Below are 15,882 nucleotides of genomic sequence, written 5' to 3' on the forward strand. Positions count from 1 at the left end.
CCAATTTTTCATCATCATTGATTTACTTATTCTCTTCGTCACCTTCATTACTTGTCATTTCCTCTAATCTCGAAATGGTATTAACCAAATGGTTATTAAAAATATCCTTTGCCACCCCAAGTAATGCACCAATCATTGGGTCACTTAAAGAATAATAAACTTTTTTTCCTTCCTTCACGCCATAAACAATATTTTTAGCACGTAATACACTTAATTGCTGAGAAACGGCAGAACCCTCTTTCTCTAAGCAATCTTGAATCTCATTGACACTTTTCTGTCCATCTACAAGGAGTTCAAGTATTCTGATGCGTAACGGATGTGCTAATGCTTTGAAAAAATCCGCTTTAAACTGTTGTAAGCCCTCGTCCATAAAAAACCCCTCCATATAACTACATATTCAAATATTTGAATATGTATGATTGTAATCCTGTCACAACATTTTTTCAATATCTACTATTAAAAAAAGAACAAAAACAAGTGCTTAACACTTGTTTTTGCTCTTTTCAGTGCGACATTATTAATCTGCTACTATTTTGTTCTTCTTTAAAGGATAATCGTATGTTAAACATGGAATAATCGCCAATAGTACGATGACCACCAATGTTAAAACGAGAGGAATCATGCCAAATTGATCTACCATAATACCACCAAATAGTGGACCAATCATCCGTCCTCCAGTAGCAGCACTATTGATAATCCCTTGATAGAATCCTTGACGACCTTTTGGTGCCAGTTGATTAGCAATCGTTGGTAATGCAGGCGTATAAAACATTTCACCAAATGTTAAGACAAGCATCGCTGCTCCAAACATTTTAAAATCGTTTGCAAAGGCAATAATACCAAAGGAAAGTGCAATCAGCGTTACACCAAATACTAACTGACGCTTTAAATTGTGTTCCCACCGCTTTACGAGCGGTGCAATGAGTGGTTGCCCAATGACAATTAGAAGACCGTTGATTGTCCAAAGTAAGCTATATTGCTTTAATCCCAATCCTAAATCTTGTGTATAAGATGAAATGGTTGCACTCCATTGAGAATATGCTAGCCAGCATAAAACGGAGGATGCACTAATTATTAACAAAGCATAGAAAGGTGCCTTGTTTACGATTCGCTTACTTTCGCTCAAGACATTTTTAGGTGCAATACTGCCCGCCTCCAAACGCTTAAATGTAAATAAGGCAATGAAAAAGAATAAAATATACATACCTAAATTCACTTTAAACACATAGTCAAATTGATAATCTGCCACTATACCGGCAAGAGCGGGACCTACGGCAACACCGACATTTTGTGCTAAATAGATAGTATTAAAAGCCTTACGTCCACCTTCTGGCCAGGCAGCCCCAGCTAAGGCAAACATACCTGGGAAAACAATACCCCCACTAAAGCCTAGTATCGTTAAAAACCACACATAATGTGGCCAACCGTGCCAAATTGTTAAGCCAATTAATGAAGCAATCGTTAACAGGATACCAAGCATAATAGCTTTATAGCCACCAATTCTATCAAATAAGTAACCACCTAATAGATTACCTAATACTCCAGCAGCAGAATTCAGCATTAAGACAAAACCAGCCATAGCTAAAGATTTGCCTAAATAATCATGCATATAAATGGCATTCAAAGGCCATAAAAAAGAGTTGCCTGTTGTGTTCACAAGCATTCCGATAATTAAAAACCAAACACGTTTTGGCATAGGATGACCTCCATTATTTCGCTTCTCTAAATAGTTAGTGTATGCTGAAATACTTAAAAGTACAAGGAAAATAATTTTACCTTTTTTACAAGACTTCTATCCTATTTTCAATCGTATTTAGTTTTGTTCCTTTCCATTTTTCTTTATCCAAATCATGATATTACCCTTACCCCATGACGGAACGAAATGCACATGATAGAATAGAGCGTTAGAGGAGTGAAATAAATGACAGAGACGAATTTTCCTTTTCCTTCAGAGGGGAAAAGATACTATACATGGAATCGCTATTTACGTGACCAATTTGGTCATAAAGTATTTAAAGTGGCATTAGATGCAGGATTTGATTGCCCTAACCGCGATGGCACAGTCGCTTTCGGTGGCTGTACATTTTGCAGTGCTGCAGGTTCTGGTGATTTTGCTGGTAATAAGGTAGATCCAATTGATGTTCAATTTGCTGAAATCCGAGACAAAATGCACCAGAAATGGAAGGATGGCAAATACATGGCCTATTTCCAAGCCTACACAAATACACATGCCCCTTTGCCAGTTTTAAAAGAAAAATTTGAAGCAGCTTTAGCGCAAGAAGGTGTAGTAGGTCTTTCTATTGCTACTCGTCCTGACTGTTTACCCGATGATGTTGTCGAATATTTAGCAGAGCTAAATGAGCGGACGTATTTATGGATTGAGCTCGGTCTACAAACGGTGCATGAGAAAACGGCTAATCTTATTAATCGTGCCCATGATTATGCAACGTATGTGGAAGGCGTTGAAAAATTGCGTAAGCATGGCATTCGTGTTTGCTCACATATCATTAACGGATTGCCTCTTGAAGACTATGACATGATGATGGAAACGGCACGAGCAGTTGCACAATTAGATGTCCAAGGCATTAAAATCCACTTACTTCATCTATTAAAAGGAACGCCTATGGTGAAGCAATATGAAAAAGGTATGCTAGAATTTTTAGATCAAGATGTATATACAAAACTAGTAGCAGACCAATTAGAAATTTTACCACCAGAGATGGTCATTCATCGTATTACAGGTGATGGACCGATTGATTTAATGATTGGACCCATGTGGAGTGTGAATAAATGGGAAGTACTGAATGGCATTGATGCTGAGCTTGAACGTCGTGGTAGTTGGCAAGGGAAGTTGTATAAGGCAGAGGTTATGAAATGATACTACAACGCGTTTTACAATATGCCCAGCAGTTATTAAAAGATAATATAAAAGAGGGAGATACAGTTGTTGATGCAACTGCTGGAAACGGCCATGACACATTGTTTCTGGCACAGCTTGTTGGGGATGAAGGGCAAGTTTATGCCTTTGATGTCCAAAAAGAGGCGGTTGACGCGACACTCCTCCGACTTTTAGATCATGGTTTAGAACATCGAGCACTCGTTTTAAATAAAGGGCATGAAGAAGTTACACAGTTTGTACACAAGCCAGTAACTGCGGCAATCTTCAATCTCGGCTATTTACCTGGTAGCAACCATGATATTATTACAAGACCTAATACAACAATCCAAGCCATTGAGAATATATTAAAGCTCTTAAAAGTGGGCGGTTTGATTGTTCTTGTTATTTATCATGGTCATCCAGGTGGAAAAGAAGAGCGTGATAAGGTCATTGATTATGTAAGCCAACTGCCACAAAAATATGTTCATGTCTTAAAATATGCATTTCTAAATCAACAAAATGATCCACCCTTCGTCATTGCATTAGAGAAAATGAAAGAACATCCTATTCAATAATTACATGCTAAAAGGCGATCAGCTAGTTTCTATCAAACTAGCTGATCGCCTTGCTCTTTATCTACTTGTTATTGCGTTTTTCATTATAGTCAACCCAGAAATCTGCACCTTTAATTCCTAGTTTACGAGGATCAAAGACTGGGTCTTTTCCTTCTTTTTTCTGTTTCTCGTAATCTTTTAATGCGACAATAGCTGGTTTCATGATAATTAAAATAGCTATAACGTTAATCCAAACCATCAAACCAAGACCTACATCTCCCATTGCCCATGCCAGACCAGACGTACGGATTGTACCATAAAAAGCTGCAACTAAAATGGCAATTTTCGCAATCCAAATGAATACCTTTTCTGTGCTACCTCTAAATAAGTAAGCGACATTTGTCTCTGCAATATAGTAGTAAGCCATGATTGTTGTAAAGGCAAAGAAGAATAACGCAATGGCTACAAATGGAGCACCAAAGCCAGGTAATGATGAGTCAACTGCATATTGTGTATAGGCTGCACCTGCTTCAATACTTTTCGCAAAAGTCATTTGCTCATCGCCTGCTAATCCACCACTATTAAATTCTCCAATATGGATAAATGGATCTGCTCCCTCAGCTGCCTTTTCATCTTGTACATTGTACATGCCTGTAAATAAAATCATAAATGCCGTAGCAGAACAAATTAATAATGTATCAATATAAACAGACGCCGCTTGTACAATTCCTTGCTTAGCAGGATGTGATACTTCCGCAGCTGCCGCAGGGTGAGCACCAGTTCCTTGACCAGCCTCATTAGAGTAAATTCCACGTTTAACACCCCAAGCAATCGCTGAACCAATAATGCCTCCAAAAATTTCTTGAGCCCCAAATGCACTAGAAAAAATTAATCCGATAACCGTTGGTACTTGTGAAATATTCATAAAAATAATGATAATGGCCATAATGATATAGGCTAATGCCATAAACGGTACAATAATCTGGGCAGCATTTGCGATTGATTTAACACCCCCGATGATAATAGCACCTAATAAAACAACAATAATAAGTCCTGTGATCCATGTTTCCAAACCGAAAGCGTTTTCAACAGCACCTGCGATGGCATTCGACTGCACACCAGGCATCAAAATTAACATTGCTATTAAAGCCGCCACAGCAAAAATAACTGCAAACCATTTTTGGCCCATTCCTTTTTCTATGTAAAAGGCTGGTCCACCACGATATTCTGTATCTTTCTCTTCTTTATAGATTTGAGCTAATGTTGACTCTACATACGCGGTAGCCGCACCTATGAAAGCGATTGCCCACATCCAAAAGACAGCACCAGGTCCTCCCATTCCAATCGCTGTCGCAGTACCAGCAATATTACCTGTACCTACACGTCCTGATAATGCGATAGACATTGCTTGGAATGAAGATATTCCCTTTTCTGACTTCTCCCCTTTAAACATTAAAACAAACATATCTTTAATGTGCCTTACTTGTAGGAACCTTGTAATAATTGAGAAAAATAACCCAATTAATAAGATGCCATAAATAAACCATGGTCCCCATAAAATACCATTCAACTTCTCTACAATTACATCCATTTTACCCCTCCAATTTGAATTACCTTACTTTAAGTCATTATAGTATTACACTTTTCTGAAAATTACAATATTATTTTTAAGTAACAATATTTAAGTAAGTAACCTAGTAAATGGAAGGGTATAAACCTATTTAATTATATAACCAATTCTTCGAAGAGCATTATTAATAAAATCTCGTATATACATAAAAATCTCTTCGCGCTCTCCCTCATGAAATAAATTATGATAACAATTTGCCCATTCTTTAAACTGAAATTCCGTGAATTCCTGTTGATGAAGCCAATTTCGAGTTTGGCGAGTGTCCGTAATTTTATCCTTCTCAGCTGTCATAATTAGCATAGGCATATTAGGCATTTCACCTTTAGGCAGCATCACTAAATTTTTCATCATCTGCTGAAGTTCTCGATACCATTTCACAGAAACAACAGACATGAGGGGTACATCATCTTTCATTTCTTCTCTGCCTTCAACACTACGCGTTAATTTCTCTAATGTAATATCATGTGTCAACTTAACATTGGCTGTTAACGCACTTAGACTTGTTAAAGCATTTGTTAATTTACCTGGTAATAGCTTTAGTTGCAACCAAGGTGATGTTAAAATAATGCCTGCACATTCATATTGTCTCTTTTGCAGTGTATGGAGGATTAATGTTGCACCTAGTCCATGCCCTATTACAAAGGTTGGTAAATTATATGAAAAAGCATTTTCAATCAGGTTTCTTGTATACTTATTGTACAATTTGAAGTCTTCATCATGGACTCGAGCAAACCTTGCATTACCTCCATGATTCGGTAAATCTCCCATGACTATGTGGAAGCCTTCTAATCTTAATTTCTCTATCAGCCATGCATACCAACGGTGATTTTCATAAGCACCATGAAGAATAGCAATCACAGCTTTTGCTTGTCCATCAGCTTCCCATTTCCACATTACATAGTCCTCCTAAAAAATGATTACACTTTGATTATATCGAAATAAATAGCACATTTTAATTTTATATTTCCATAAAGTTGCGTATTTGATACGATAATACTACATTATAGAAAGAAAAGAGGCGATTTTCATGATTTATCCATTTAAAGATAAAACGCCAAAGATCGATCCGTCTGTTTTCATTGCTGATTACGCAACTGTTACGGGCGACGTAACAATTGGCGCCGAAACAACTATTTGGTTTAATACGGTTATTCGTGGTGATGTTTCCCCAACGATTATTGGTAAACGTGTCAGTATCCAGGATCTTTGCTGTTTACACCAAAGCCCAAAATATCCGCTCATTATTGAAGATGAGGTAACAGTTGGACACCAAGTCACTTTACATAGTTGTACAATTCGCAAAAATGCCTTAATCGGTATGGGATCCATTATTTTAGACGGAGCTGAGATTGGAGAAGGTGCATTTATTGGAGCTGGAAGCCTAGTACCTCCTGGTAAAGTCATTCCTCCAAATAGTTTAGCATTAGGTCGTCCAGCAAAAGTTGTCCGAGAATTAAATGCTGAAGATAAAGAGGATATGGAACGCATCGTACGAGAATACGCAGAAAAAGGTCAATATTATAAATCACTTCAGAAATAAATAACCTACACAAAAAATCAATACTAACGAAAAAATCCCTCGCGTTTTCGTGTACCGAATATGTTCACGAATCCTAGCGAGGTATTTTTGTAAAAAAAACAAAAGGAGCAATGTTGCCCCTTTGCTTATTAATACATCAGAATAATTTTCTAATGACTTCATTACTTTAGTTCAATAGTTTATAAACGTGCTTTTTCTCGTAGCGCGTCTGCTTTATCAATTTGCTCCCATGGTACATTTAAATCTGTACGACCAAAATGTCCATACGCAGCAGTTTGTTTATAAATTGGACGACGAAGATCAAGCATTTTAATGATACCTGCTGGGCGTAAATCGAATAGCTCGCGTACCCATTCAACGATCTCGCTTTCTTTCACTCTACCTGTGCCAAATGTATCGACAGCAATGGAAACAGGCTGAGCAACGCCAATCGCATAGGCAAGTTGCACTTCAGCACGCTCTGCTAAGCCAGCTGCTACGATGTTTTTCGCTACATAACGTGCTGCATATGCCGCCGAACGGTCTACCTTGGTTGCATCCTTACCTGAGAAGGCACCACCACCGTGACGTGCATAACCACCGTATGTATCAACAATGATTTTACGTCCTGTTAATCCAGCATCACCTTTTGGCCCACCAATTACAAAACGGCCAGTTGGATTGATGAAGTATTTCGTATTAGCATCTAATAATTCACTCGGTACAACTGGTGCAATAACAAATTCTTTTAAATCTGCTTGAATTTGTTCAAGTGTTGCTTCTTCATCATGCTGTGTTGAAATAACAATTGTATCCACGCGAACCGGTACATTATTGTCATCATATTCAATCGTTACTTGCGTTTTACCATCAGGACGTAAATAGGCAAGTTCACTTGATTTACGTACTTCTGTTAAACGGCGTGCTAATTTGTGTGCCAAGCTAATTGGTAATGGCATTAGCTCTGGTGTTTCATTACATGCATAGCCAAACATTAAGCCTTGGTCACCAGCACCAATTGCTTCTATATCAGCATCTGTCATAGAGCCTTCACGTGCCTCTAATGCCTGATCAACACCTTGAGCAATATCAGGTGATTGTTCGCCAATTGCCACAAGCACCGCTAAGTTCTCAGCATCAAAGCCATATTTACCTCGTGTATAGCCAATTTCAGCTACAGTGTCACGAACAATACCTTTAATATCCACATAAGTAGAAGTAGTAATTTCTCCTGCTACTAATACTAATCCTGTTGTTACAGTTGTTTCACACGCTACACGTGCATTTGGATCTTCTGCTAAAATAGCATCTAAAATGGCATCCGAGATTTGGTCACAAATCTTATCTGGATGTCCTTCTGTTACACTCTCTGATGTAAACAGTCGACGGTTTGTCATTTGGTTTTCCTCCTAAATACTCTTACAATAAGTAGTTGTGTATGAATACGGTACTCATTACCCATGTCAAGTCCGCTCCTAAGGATTGAACTCTCAAGCCGTTACTGCTGCTTTTAACACGAGGATTTCGAAAGATCCGTCATTATAATAAGGAAAGAACTACATATACTTACCTTTACATTGATTTTTAACAATAAAAAAATCCTTTTCTCACGTTACTTTACATGAGGAAAGGAATAATGACTGCGTAACCTTTCACTCTTATCGTTCAAGGGATGTTCCCTTGCATCAGGTTGGCACCAACGCATGTCGTGAAATAGTTCATGCAGGTTGCCGGGTTTCACAGGGCCTGACCCTCCACCAGCTCGGGATAAGAGTATCCGTTCAATCTCATGTTACTGAAAAGGTCGAACGTTGTCAAATATTTTCTTATGTATTACTGTATAGAAAGGAAAGAACTTATTACACAAAAACTTTTCATACTTGGATGATGATGTAAATAGAAGCAAATTAATCCCTACAACATACCTAGCTACTTGTGGTAACATATGTGTGGCTCAATTTTCGTGCCTAATTACAGTAGGATTGATGGTATTCTACTCGAAAAACATTATTTTTTGTCAGTTTATTGAAAAGTGGTAAAAACTCTAAAATAATTTCTTAATTAGTATAGATTATTTAAGCAATTGTGTTATACTATTTTTGAAATTAAGAAAAAATCCCTCTAAATCAAGGGAATACTATAAAAAAGGATGGTATTTAATCGATGAATTCAGTAGAAATTGCAAACGAACTGAAGGAATTATTAAACGGCGGTAACATTAATGTTCAACTTTCAGTACCACAATTAGCAGAAAAAGCTACATCTCGTGGTGAAGCAATGTTAACAGTAGATGGCGCAGTTCGTGCAGAAACTGGCAAATACACTGGTCGTTCACCTAAAGATAAATATACGGTAGAAGAAGAAAGCACAAAAGATCAAATTGACTGGGGTAAAGTCAACCAACCGATTTCTTCTGAAGTGTTCGATAACCTATATGTAAAAGTAATAAAATATTTAAAAGAACGTGACGAGTTATTCGTATTCAAAGGCTTTGCAGGTGCTGACAAAGACTCACAATTAAGCATTCAAGTTATCAATGAATACGCATGGCACAATCTTTTTGCTCATCAATTATTTATCCGTCCAACAGCAGATGAATTAGCTTCTCATGTTGCCGACTTCACTGTCATCTCAGCTCCTAACTTTAAAGCAGATCCTGCGGTTGATGGTACTGCTTCTGAAACATTCATCATCGTATCACTTGAAAAGAAAATTATTTTAATTGGTGGTACAGAATATGCTGGTGAAATGAAAAAATCTATCTTTGGTATCATGAACTACTTATTACCACAACAAGGTATTCTTTCAATGCACTGCTCAGCAAACGTTGGTGAAGCTGGCGATGTAGCGTTATTCTTCGGTCTATCTGGTACTGGTAAAACGACGTTATCAGCTGATCCTGATCGTAAGCTAATCGGTGACGATGAACACGGTTGGTCTGATAATGGTGTATTCAACATTGAGGGTGGCTGCTATGCAAAAACAATCAACCTTTCTGCTGAAAAAGAACCAGAAATCTACAATGCAATCCGCTTCGGCTCTGTATTAGAAAACGTAGCTGTTGATCCAGAAACTCGTATTTGTGACTATGATGATGGTTCACTAACAGAAAATACACGTGTAGCTTATCCAATCCAATACATCGAAAATATCGTTGATCCTTCTGTTGCAGGTCATCCAAAAACAATCATCTTCCTAACAGCTGATGCATTTGGCGTATTACCTCCAATCAGTAAATTAACAAAAGAACAAGCGATGTATCACTTCCTAAGCGGGTTCACTTCTAAACTTGCTGGAACTGAACGTGGTGTGACTGAGCCAGAACCAGTATTCTCTACTTGCTTCGGGTCTCCATTCCTTCCACTTCCTGCAACAGTATACGCAGAAATGTTAGGACAAAAAATTGACGAGCACGGTGCACAGGTATACTTAGTAAACACTGGTTGGACTGGTGGCGAATATGGCACAGGTAGCCGTATGAAACTATCTTACACACGTACAATGGTCCGTGCAGCAATCGATGGTAAATTAGCAGATGTTGAAACAACACAAGATGCTGTGTTTGGTTTACACATTCCAAAAGCAGTTGAAGGCGTACCTTCAGAAGTGTTAAATCCTCGTGAAGCTTGGGCAGATAAAGCTGCATACGATGCAAAAGCTGCTGAGCTTGCAGGCTTATTCAACGAAAACTTCAAGAAATTCTCAAACGTTTCTGAAGCCATCACTACACTTGGTGGTCCATTAAAATAACGTCTATATAAAAGACAAAGGGAACAATTTATTCGTTCCCTTTGTCTTTTTGTTTTCTCTATGCTTTATTGTTGTTTCATCCACTTGCAAAGAGCACGGACAGTTTCACGATTTTTTGCTGGTGGATATTGATGTGCATAGTTAAGATCATACCAAGTTTCGAATGATTTATTTGCTTCCTCTAAAAAAAATGCCAATTGTCTGGCATGTTCAATATCCACATTTTCATCACGATAGCCATGAATGATAAGAACGGGAGCTGTTATACGCTCTATCTCAAAAAGTGGTGTTCTTGCATCATACGCTTCTGGTACACGATTAGGTGTTCCTCCAATAACACGCTTCATCATTCTGCGCATATCTGTACGTTCCCAATAAGTGGCCGTTGCATCAGAAACACCTGCCCATGTTACAACAGAAGTAATATCCCTTCTTAAAATAGCTGTCCACAGAGCCATAATACCACCTCGTGAAAAACCAAAAACATGGATATTGTCATTGCAGAATTGTTTGAGTACATCTACGGCATAGACCGCATCGTAACGGTCTGCCCCTGCAAACTCGTCACGCCCCTCTCCCCCACGATTCCCACGATAATATGGGGCAAATACGATAAAGCCCTGCGCCGCAAATTGTGCAATACGAGAGGGTCTTACCATCCCAATGCTTTGCATGCCGCCTCTTAAATATAAAAAGCCATCATATGTACCTTCAGTCTTTGGCTCTGCTAATAATCCTTTTATACGTAAGCCCTGTGAAAGATAGGTTATTTCCGTTAAACGGATAGCTGGATTTGGTGAAGGATAGGGGCGTTTTTCGATAATATCACCATTGTGTGTCACGATGTTTCAGCTCCTCCAGCATTTTCTTCATCCCCTCATCCTTCATGTGAAAACTCAAGTTAGGATGCTGAGCAAATTCTTCATCAGTTAACCAAAGCATGCCTGACGTCTCTAAATCAAATTCTATATCCTCTTGCGCCAAAAATTGTGCAGTGAAAACGGATTTACAAAAAACGTTTTCATCATACACTGCATACTCTGCAAACCATTGAAGATTTTTCACATGAACACCCGTCTCTTCAAAAACTTCTCGAATCGCCGCCTCCTCTAAGGTTTCCCCTTCTTCTAATTTCCCTCCTGGCACTTCTACACCACGTCGTTTATGGACAGTACATAACCATTTATTTTCATGCTTTAAAAGGACAAGGACGTGTTTAGGTTCTACTTTAAATTCGCCTCTTGTAAAACTCAAATCTACTTGTAGGCCATGTAAATCTGTAAATGTTAACATCTCTTCAACCTCACGTTCTTTCTTGTTGCAAAACAAAAGTTACTTTCTTTATCATTACTTCTATTTTATGGACGGAATTTAATCATCATTCCTATTCCTATCTATATTAACTATATTGTAAACCTACAATGACAAGCAACCCTAAGCTACAGTCTTGTAAAGCATGAAAAAAAGCGTGCTTCATAGGAAGACACGCTTTTCTTTAGATTACTTGCTGACCGTCAAAATAGACGATAGGACTTTTCACAACACAATCAATATGAACATCTGACGCATTGGCTCCACCAAATGGCGCATTACTGCCAAAAGCGATATGGATGGTCCCATACACCTTCTCATCCTCTAATACATTGCCACATAGGATAGCACTTTTATTGGCTCCGATGCCAAACTCTGCAATGACTCTACCATTGCCTTCACCAAGTAATGCCAGTAGTCGTGGACCATCAGGACCGATTGCTTCTTCTAAGCGACCATTCTTTATTTTTAATAATAATGGCTCCTTTAAAACACCAATATTAGCAATAGAGCCATCTACTAAAATCTCTCCATTCGCAGATGTTTCTATTGGTGCAATATACGATTCTCCTGAAGGAATATTCCCGTACTCACCAGGTTGACGAATAACCCCTGTAGAACGAATTCCGAAACGGCCGTCTACACTAAACGTCAGCTCATGACCATCCTTGACAATACGAATATCTTTTGTCGTATTAAGTAAAAGGACATATTTTTCTACCGTAGCTTCGATCTCCTGTGCATCTGCATGAAGGGCACCTTGCTCCAGCATCTCCAATGTTACCCCTGGCATTGTTGCTACACGTCCACCCTTTTCACAGGCATGTTTACGAGCCAGTGTATGTGTTAGTGAGTGGGAAGTAATACACAGTGTAACATCGGCATTTGCCATAAGCTCAGAAACTGCATGGATTGGCTCCTGCCCAGATTTCTCTAACAGGGGCATCACCATGAACATTGTATTTGCAGTAATTGACAGTCCAGCTTCATAAAAAATTTTCGCGATGTCTTGTTTGTGGCTATCTGTCAAAATTAATAGTGACTCAGAAGATTGAACATTTAAATTGCCTTTTAAAACATTTAGTGCAATATCATGTAAATGATGCATAATAGGGCTCCTTAATTAAAATTCAAATGATATCTACGAATAATTCCTTCTATTTCATTTCTAGCTTCCGTTAAAGGTCCCAAAAAATCAGGAACACGTTGCTCTGTAAAACGATAAATTGGTCCAGAAACGGTAATAGACGCTACGACCTGTTCCTCACTATTAAATATAGGCATAGCTAGCGCCAATACATCGACCGAATACTCACTGTTACTAAGTGCATAGCCACATGTTCTAATTTTTTCTAGCTCTGCCCTTATTTCTGTGGCATCTGTCATCGTATTATTTGTATAAGCTGTTAATGGTTCATCTATGACCTTTGCAATTTGCTCTTCATTTAAAAAAGCAAGCATTGAACGGTAAGATGCTCCTACATACAGTGGCGATCTACTTCCTCTTGAAACTGTAAACTTCACCTTATTTACAGGCTCTGCTTTCAGTAATGTTAACGCTTCCAGTCCATTCAGTACGGTAAAAATAGCTGTTTCACCAGTGACATCCTTTAATTTCTCAAGAACTGGCATACATAGCTGATCTATGTTTAATGAATCATACATATTCATACCTATTTCCCATAATGCAATACCAAGAGAATATTTTTTTGTTATAGGATCTTTTGTTATAAACCCATTATTTTCGAAGGTTTCAAGAATGCGATATAAATTTGTATGATTCATGTTCATCGCCAGTGCTAACTCTCGACCACCCCATGTGGGTTTTTCCTTTGTAAACATTTTTAAAACCGCAATTGATAAATTTAATGTCTTTAGCATATCTCTCATCCTTCTGAACTATTTATCTGTACAAACGGCTGCAAATCTCTCTCTTAAGGGGGAAATAATCGACAGATTTAGCAGCCGTCAGCACCTGATATCACTTTATCAAAAGTAAGAGAGTAGCTAATCTCTTACTTTTGATATAGGAAATCAACAGCAGCAGTTATATAAACTTTTGCACAGCGTACGATATCCTCAACACGCACTTTTTCATTATAACCATGAATACTTGGTAAATAAGCTGGGCCGTATTGCAATACAGGAATATCATATTGTCTGAAATGACGAGCGTCACTGCTTGCCCATTGCATGACACCATATGCCTCTTGCCCTGTAACATATGATATATTTTCCACTATCGATTGGCATACAGGATTTTCAGCAGGCGTATAATTGGCTACGCTTTTAAAGCCAAAACGTTGGATTGAATAATCGATAGCCAAGCCATCTAGTTTAGTTGTCAAGATTTCTGTTACTTCTTCTTGTGTAATACCAAATGGTAAACGACAGTCGACCTGGACCTTACAGTAATCTGGGATTACGTTTGACTTCGTACCTCCCTCAATTGTACCAATATTTACAGTAATTTTCTCTAAAACTTCTTGATATTTCAAGCGATCTTTCTCCACTTCACGCATGTATTTTTTTGATACCTCGATAAGTGGCTGTATCTCTTCAGGAATTGTGATTTCTACATCCCATAGTGTACGAATCTCTTGTATAGCTCGGATTGCATCAACAATGGCATTTCGTCCAGCCAATGGTGATAGGCTTCCATGACCAGGTTCCCCACGCACCTCTAATTCAAACCAGTAAGATCCTTTTTGTCCAATAGTTGGGTTTAGAGGTGAAGAGGGCTCAGCGATTAAACAACCATCTCCCTGCACATAGCCTCGCTCTAACAGCCAAGGAACACCAAATTCACCGCCAGTTTCTTCATCTGGTACGATCGCCAAAGTTAATTTCCCTGGTAGTTCAATGTTCAGTTTCTTTAATAACTTTGTTGCAAAAATAATACCTGCTAAACCGGCTTTCATATCACTCGCCCCACGTCCAAGCATCCAGCCATCCTTCACTTCTCCTGAAAATGGATCAAAATCCCATTTTGATAGATCACCGACAGGAACAACATCGGTATGGCCACAATAAACGAGTTCTTTTCCTTCCCCATTTCCAATAGAAGCTACTAAATTAAACATTTTATCAGCAGCTTCATATTTTTGATAAGAAATGTCTACATCATTTAAATAGTTTTCGATAAAAGCTGTTATTTCAGTCGTATCCCCTGGAGGATTGACACTTGGGATTTGAATGAGCTTTGAACAAAACGCTATCAATTCATCTTGATGATTTTCAACTGCCTCTACTAATTGAGCTTTAAGTGCTTGTAAATCATTCATGTGTGTGTACCTCGTTTCCTTTCGTTTGTAGATGACTCATGCTACCATATAAGCCTTTCATATGTGTAAATTGTGTTTCATCAAAGAAAGAGCATTTATTAGCACCGTAAGTTTTTGCTACCTCTAACACAAATCGCACAACATTTTCTACATCTGTGACATGGGTTGCACCTGTTGCACAGCCTGCCACAACAGATTCAGTAGTAATCGCTACACCTACAACAGGGCTAGATGTTGCAACTGCTGGTTGTAAAATACTATTGATATGGAATAAACCATTACCATATGGTGTAATGTCTTGCATCGTGATTGGCAGGACAACTGGAGAAATGCCAGCAGATTGTGTATATACGTGCAATAAATCATCACTAATTTTTAATATGTAACCTTCTTTGACAGTTGGCGTTATCGCAAATCCTTTATGGTTACATACTTGATTGCCTTTTGTTGTATCAATTGATAGAATAGCATCCATTATATCTTCTACTTCATTTTCGTTCATGACACTAATATCCACTGGCGAGTTCATAAATGGCACTGGCTCATGTGGTAAGGTTGGAGCTGTTGGACAAATATGTGTGGAGAAAATAACGTCACCCTCTAATTGATCACCCTTTAAGGCCATATCAATAGCTTTTGCTGCTCCTGCCAGACATGCCAGTGCGCCGTCTCCATCTGATACAAAGCCTGTCATTTCAGGGCGTGCTCCGATACCACCTAATCGTCCAATAATTCCTAATGTAGGTGCATTTCCGCCAGAGGATTTGCCATTCTTTCCTTTCACGAGGACGCGAACAAAATCTGTTGAGCCGCTTTCGCCTTGAATAGTTTTTACCTTGACATCTGCTGTGGAATCAATATTGTGTAAATACTTCTTAATCGTGTCTCCGTTTACATAAATACTATCCATTACCTCGTATAATTCAATAACATGCTTCAATGACATAATCAGTCCG

The 15,882-nt window shown here is 38.4% G+C and carries 15 protein-coding genes and 1 riboswitch; of the genes, 4 read left to right on the forward strand and 11 right to left on the reverse strand.

Features of this window, described 5'->3' with window-relative positions; all coding sequences use genetic code 11:
- Window positions 1-22: 22 nt before the first annotated feature.
- Window positions 23-370, reverse strand: a complete 348-nt coding sequence (locus tag LBYS11_RS17440) for an ArsR/SmtB family transcription factor (RefSeq protein ID WP_048391099.1) — start codon at window positions 368-370, stop codon at window positions 23-25.
- A 147-nt stretch (window positions 371-517) separates the two neighbouring features.
- Window positions 518-1,696, reverse strand: coding sequence for an MDR family MFS transporter (locus LBYS11_RS17445; RefSeq protein WP_048391096.1), 1,179 nt, complete (start codon window positions 1,694-1,696; stop codon window positions 518-520).
- A gap of 225 nt (window positions 1,697-1,921) precedes the next feature.
- Between LBYS11_RS17445 and LBYS11_RS17450 the strand changes: the two genes are divergently transcribed.
- Both LBYS11_RS17450 and LBYS11_RS17455 read left to right on the forward strand, forming a co-directional pair.
- A complete protein-coding gene (locus LBYS11_RS17450) occupies window positions 1,922-2,878 on the forward strand; it encodes a tRNA modification radical SAM protein MnmL/YtqA (RefSeq protein ID WP_048391094.1) in 957 nt (318 codons plus the stop codon).
- Window positions 2,875-3,453: a tRNA 5-(aminomethyl)-2-thiouridylate-methyltransferase MnmM gene (locus tag LBYS11_RS17455; RefSeq protein ID WP_048391092.1), complete on the forward strand. Its 579-nt coding sequence runs from the start codon at window positions 2,875-2,877 to the stop codon at window positions 3,451-3,453. The genes LBYS11_RS17450 and LBYS11_RS17455 overlap by 4 nt, the downstream gene beginning before the upstream one ends.
- 61 nt (window positions 3,454-3,514) lie before the next feature.
- Here LBYS11_RS17455 and LBYS11_RS17460 read toward each other — a convergent pair whose 3' ends face one another.
- Window positions 3,515-5,023, reverse strand: coding sequence for an alanine/glycine:cation symporter family protein (locus LBYS11_RS17460; RefSeq protein ID WP_048391090.1), 1,509 nt, complete (start codon window positions 5,021-5,023; stop codon window positions 3,515-3,517).
- A gap of 126 nt (window positions 5,024-5,149) precedes the next feature.
- Window positions 5,150-5,956 carry an alpha/beta hydrolase gene (locus LBYS11_RS17465; RefSeq protein WP_054549914.1) on the reverse strand — a complete coding sequence of 269 codons (807 nt, stop codon included), beginning with the start codon at window positions 5,954-5,956 and terminating at the stop codon, window positions 5,150-5,152.
- A 133-nt stretch (window positions 5,957-6,089) separates the two neighbouring features.
- Here LBYS11_RS17465 and LBYS11_RS17470 point away from each other — a divergent pair, with 133 nt between their 5' ends.
- Window positions 6,090-6,602 carry a gamma carbonic anhydrase gene (locus LBYS11_RS17470; RefSeq protein ID WP_016994472.1) on the forward strand — a complete coding sequence of 171 codons (513 nt, stop codon included), beginning with the start codon at window positions 6,090-6,092 and terminating at the stop codon, window positions 6,600-6,602.
- Window positions 6,603-6,781: 179 nt separating this feature from the next.
- Here LBYS11_RS17470 and metK read toward each other — a convergent pair whose 3' ends face one another.
- Window positions 6,782-7,978 carry a methionine adenosyltransferase gene (gene metK / locus LBYS11_RS17475; RefSeq protein ID WP_048391086.1) on the reverse strand — a complete coding sequence of 399 codons (1,197 nt, stop codon included), beginning with the start codon at window positions 7,976-7,978 and terminating at the stop codon, window positions 6,782-6,784.
- Window positions 7,979-8,236: 258 nt separating this feature from the next.
- A riboswitch (SAM riboswitch) is annotated at window positions 8,237-8,355 on the reverse strand.
- Between the two features lie 389 nt (window positions 8,356-8,744).
- On the opposite strand from metK, the gene pckA reads away from it, so the two are divergent.
- Window positions 8,745-10,331, forward strand: a complete 1,587-nt coding sequence (gene pckA / locus LBYS11_RS17480) for a phosphoenolpyruvate carboxykinase (ATP) (RefSeq protein ID WP_048391084.1) — start codon at window positions 8,745-8,747, stop codon at window positions 10,329-10,331.
- A gap of 65 nt (window positions 10,332-10,396) precedes the next feature.
- Here the strand turns inward: pckA and LBYS11_RS17485 are convergent, their stop codons facing one another.
- The 6 genes from LBYS11_RS17485 to LBYS11_RS17510 all read right to left on the reverse strand — a co-directional run bounded on the left by LBYS11_RS17485 (window position 10,397) and on the right by LBYS11_RS17510 (window position 15,872).
- Window positions 10,397-11,173 (reverse strand): alpha/beta hydrolase family protein, encoded by a 777-nt coding sequence (locus LBYS11_RS17485; RefSeq protein ID WP_048391082.1) that lies wholly within the window; start codon window positions 11,171-11,173, stop codon window positions 10,397-10,399.
- Entirely contained in the window at window positions 11,157-11,624 is a 468-nt protein-coding gene (locus tag LBYS11_RS17490; protein WP_048391080.1) for an NUDIX domain-containing protein, read from the reverse strand. Before LBYS11_RS17490 ends, LBYS11_RS17485 begins: the two co-directional genes overlap by 17 nt.
- A 202-nt stretch (window positions 11,625-11,826) precedes the next feature.
- Window positions 11,827-12,750: an aminopeptidase gene (locus tag LBYS11_RS17495; protein ID WP_048391078.1), complete on the reverse strand. Its 924-nt coding sequence runs from the start codon at window positions 12,748-12,750 to the stop codon at window positions 11,827-11,829.
- Between the two features lie 11 nt (window positions 12,751-12,761).
- Entirely contained in the window at window positions 12,762-13,523 is a 762-nt protein-coding gene (locus LBYS11_RS17500) for an IclR family transcriptional regulator (RefSeq protein WP_004225962.1), read from the reverse strand.
- Window positions 13,524-13,657: 134 nt separating this feature from the next.
- Window positions 13,658-14,926: a M20 family metallopeptidase gene (locus tag LBYS11_RS17505; protein ID WP_103118682.1), complete on the reverse strand. Its 1,269-nt coding sequence runs from the start codon at window positions 14,924-14,926 to the stop codon at window positions 13,658-13,660.
- Entirely contained in the window at window positions 14,919-15,872 is a 954-nt protein-coding gene (locus tag LBYS11_RS17510) for a DUF1177 domain-containing protein (RefSeq protein WP_103118683.1), read from the reverse strand. Before LBYS11_RS17510 ends, LBYS11_RS17505 begins: the two co-directional genes overlap by 8 nt.
- Window positions 15,873-15,882: the final 10 nt, after the last annotated feature.

The organism is Lysinibacillus sp. YS11 (assembly GCF_002896375.1).
Classification (GTDB): domain Bacteria; phylum Bacillota; class Bacilli; order Bacillales_A; family Planococcaceae; genus Lysinibacillus; species Lysinibacillus capsici.

What these genes read in the sequence shown, in the direction of transcription:
- LBYS11_RS17440 (WP_048391099.1), bottom strand. Translation starts at nt 370, where the DNA reads ATGGACGAGGGCTTACAACAGTTTAAAGCGGATTTTTTCAAAGCATTA.
- LBYS11_RS17445 (WP_048391096.1), bottom strand. Translation starts at nt 1,696, where the DNA reads ATGCCAAAACGTGTTTGGTTTTTAATTATCGGAATGCTTGTGAACACA.
- LBYS11_RS17450 (WP_048391094.1), top strand. Translation starts at nt 1,922, where the DNA reads ATGACAGAGACGAATTTTCCTTTTCCTTCAGAGGGGAAAAGATACTAT.
- LBYS11_RS17455 (WP_048391092.1), top strand. Translation starts at nt 2,875, where the DNA reads ATGATACTACAACGCGTTTTACAATATGCCCAGCAGTTATTAAAAGAT.
- LBYS11_RS17460 (WP_048391090.1), bottom strand. Translation starts at nt 5,023, where the DNA reads ATGGATGTAATTGTAGAGAAGTTGAATGGTATTTTATGGGGACCATGG.
- LBYS11_RS17465 (WP_054549914.1), bottom strand. Translation starts at nt 5,956, where the DNA reads ATGTGGAAATGGGAAGCTGATGGACAAGCAAAAGCTGTGATTGCTATT.
- LBYS11_RS17470 (WP_016994472.1), top strand. Translation starts at nt 6,090, where the DNA reads ATGATTTATCCATTTAAAGATAAAACGCCAAAGATCGATCCGTCTGTT.
- metK (WP_048391086.1), bottom strand. Translation starts at nt 7,978, where the DNA reads ATGACAAACCGTCGACTGTTTACATCAGAGAGTGTAACAGAAGGACAT.
- pckA (WP_048391084.1), top strand. Translation starts at nt 8,745, where the DNA reads ATGAATTCAGTAGAAATTGCAAACGAACTGAAGGAATTATTAAACGGC.
- LBYS11_RS17490 (WP_048391080.1), bottom strand. Translation starts at nt 11,624, where the DNA reads ATGTTAACATTTACAGATTTACATGGCCTACAAGTAGATTTGAGTTTT.
- LBYS11_RS17495 (WP_048391078.1), bottom strand. Translation starts at nt 12,750, where the DNA reads ATGCATCATTTACATGATATTGCACTAAATGTTTTAAAAGGCAATTTA.
- LBYS11_RS17500 (WP_004225962.1), bottom strand. Translation starts at nt 13,523, where the DNA reads ATGCTAAAGACATTAAATTTATCAATTGCGGTTTTAAAAATGTTTACA.
- LBYS11_RS17505 (WP_103118682.1), bottom strand. Translation starts at nt 14,926, where the DNA reads ATGAATGATTTACAAGCACTTAAAGCTCAATTAGTAGAGGCAGTTGAA.
- LBYS11_RS17510 (WP_103118683.1), bottom strand. Translation starts at nt 15,872, where the DNA reads ATGTCATTGAAGCATGTTATTGAATTATACGAGGTAATGGATAGTATT.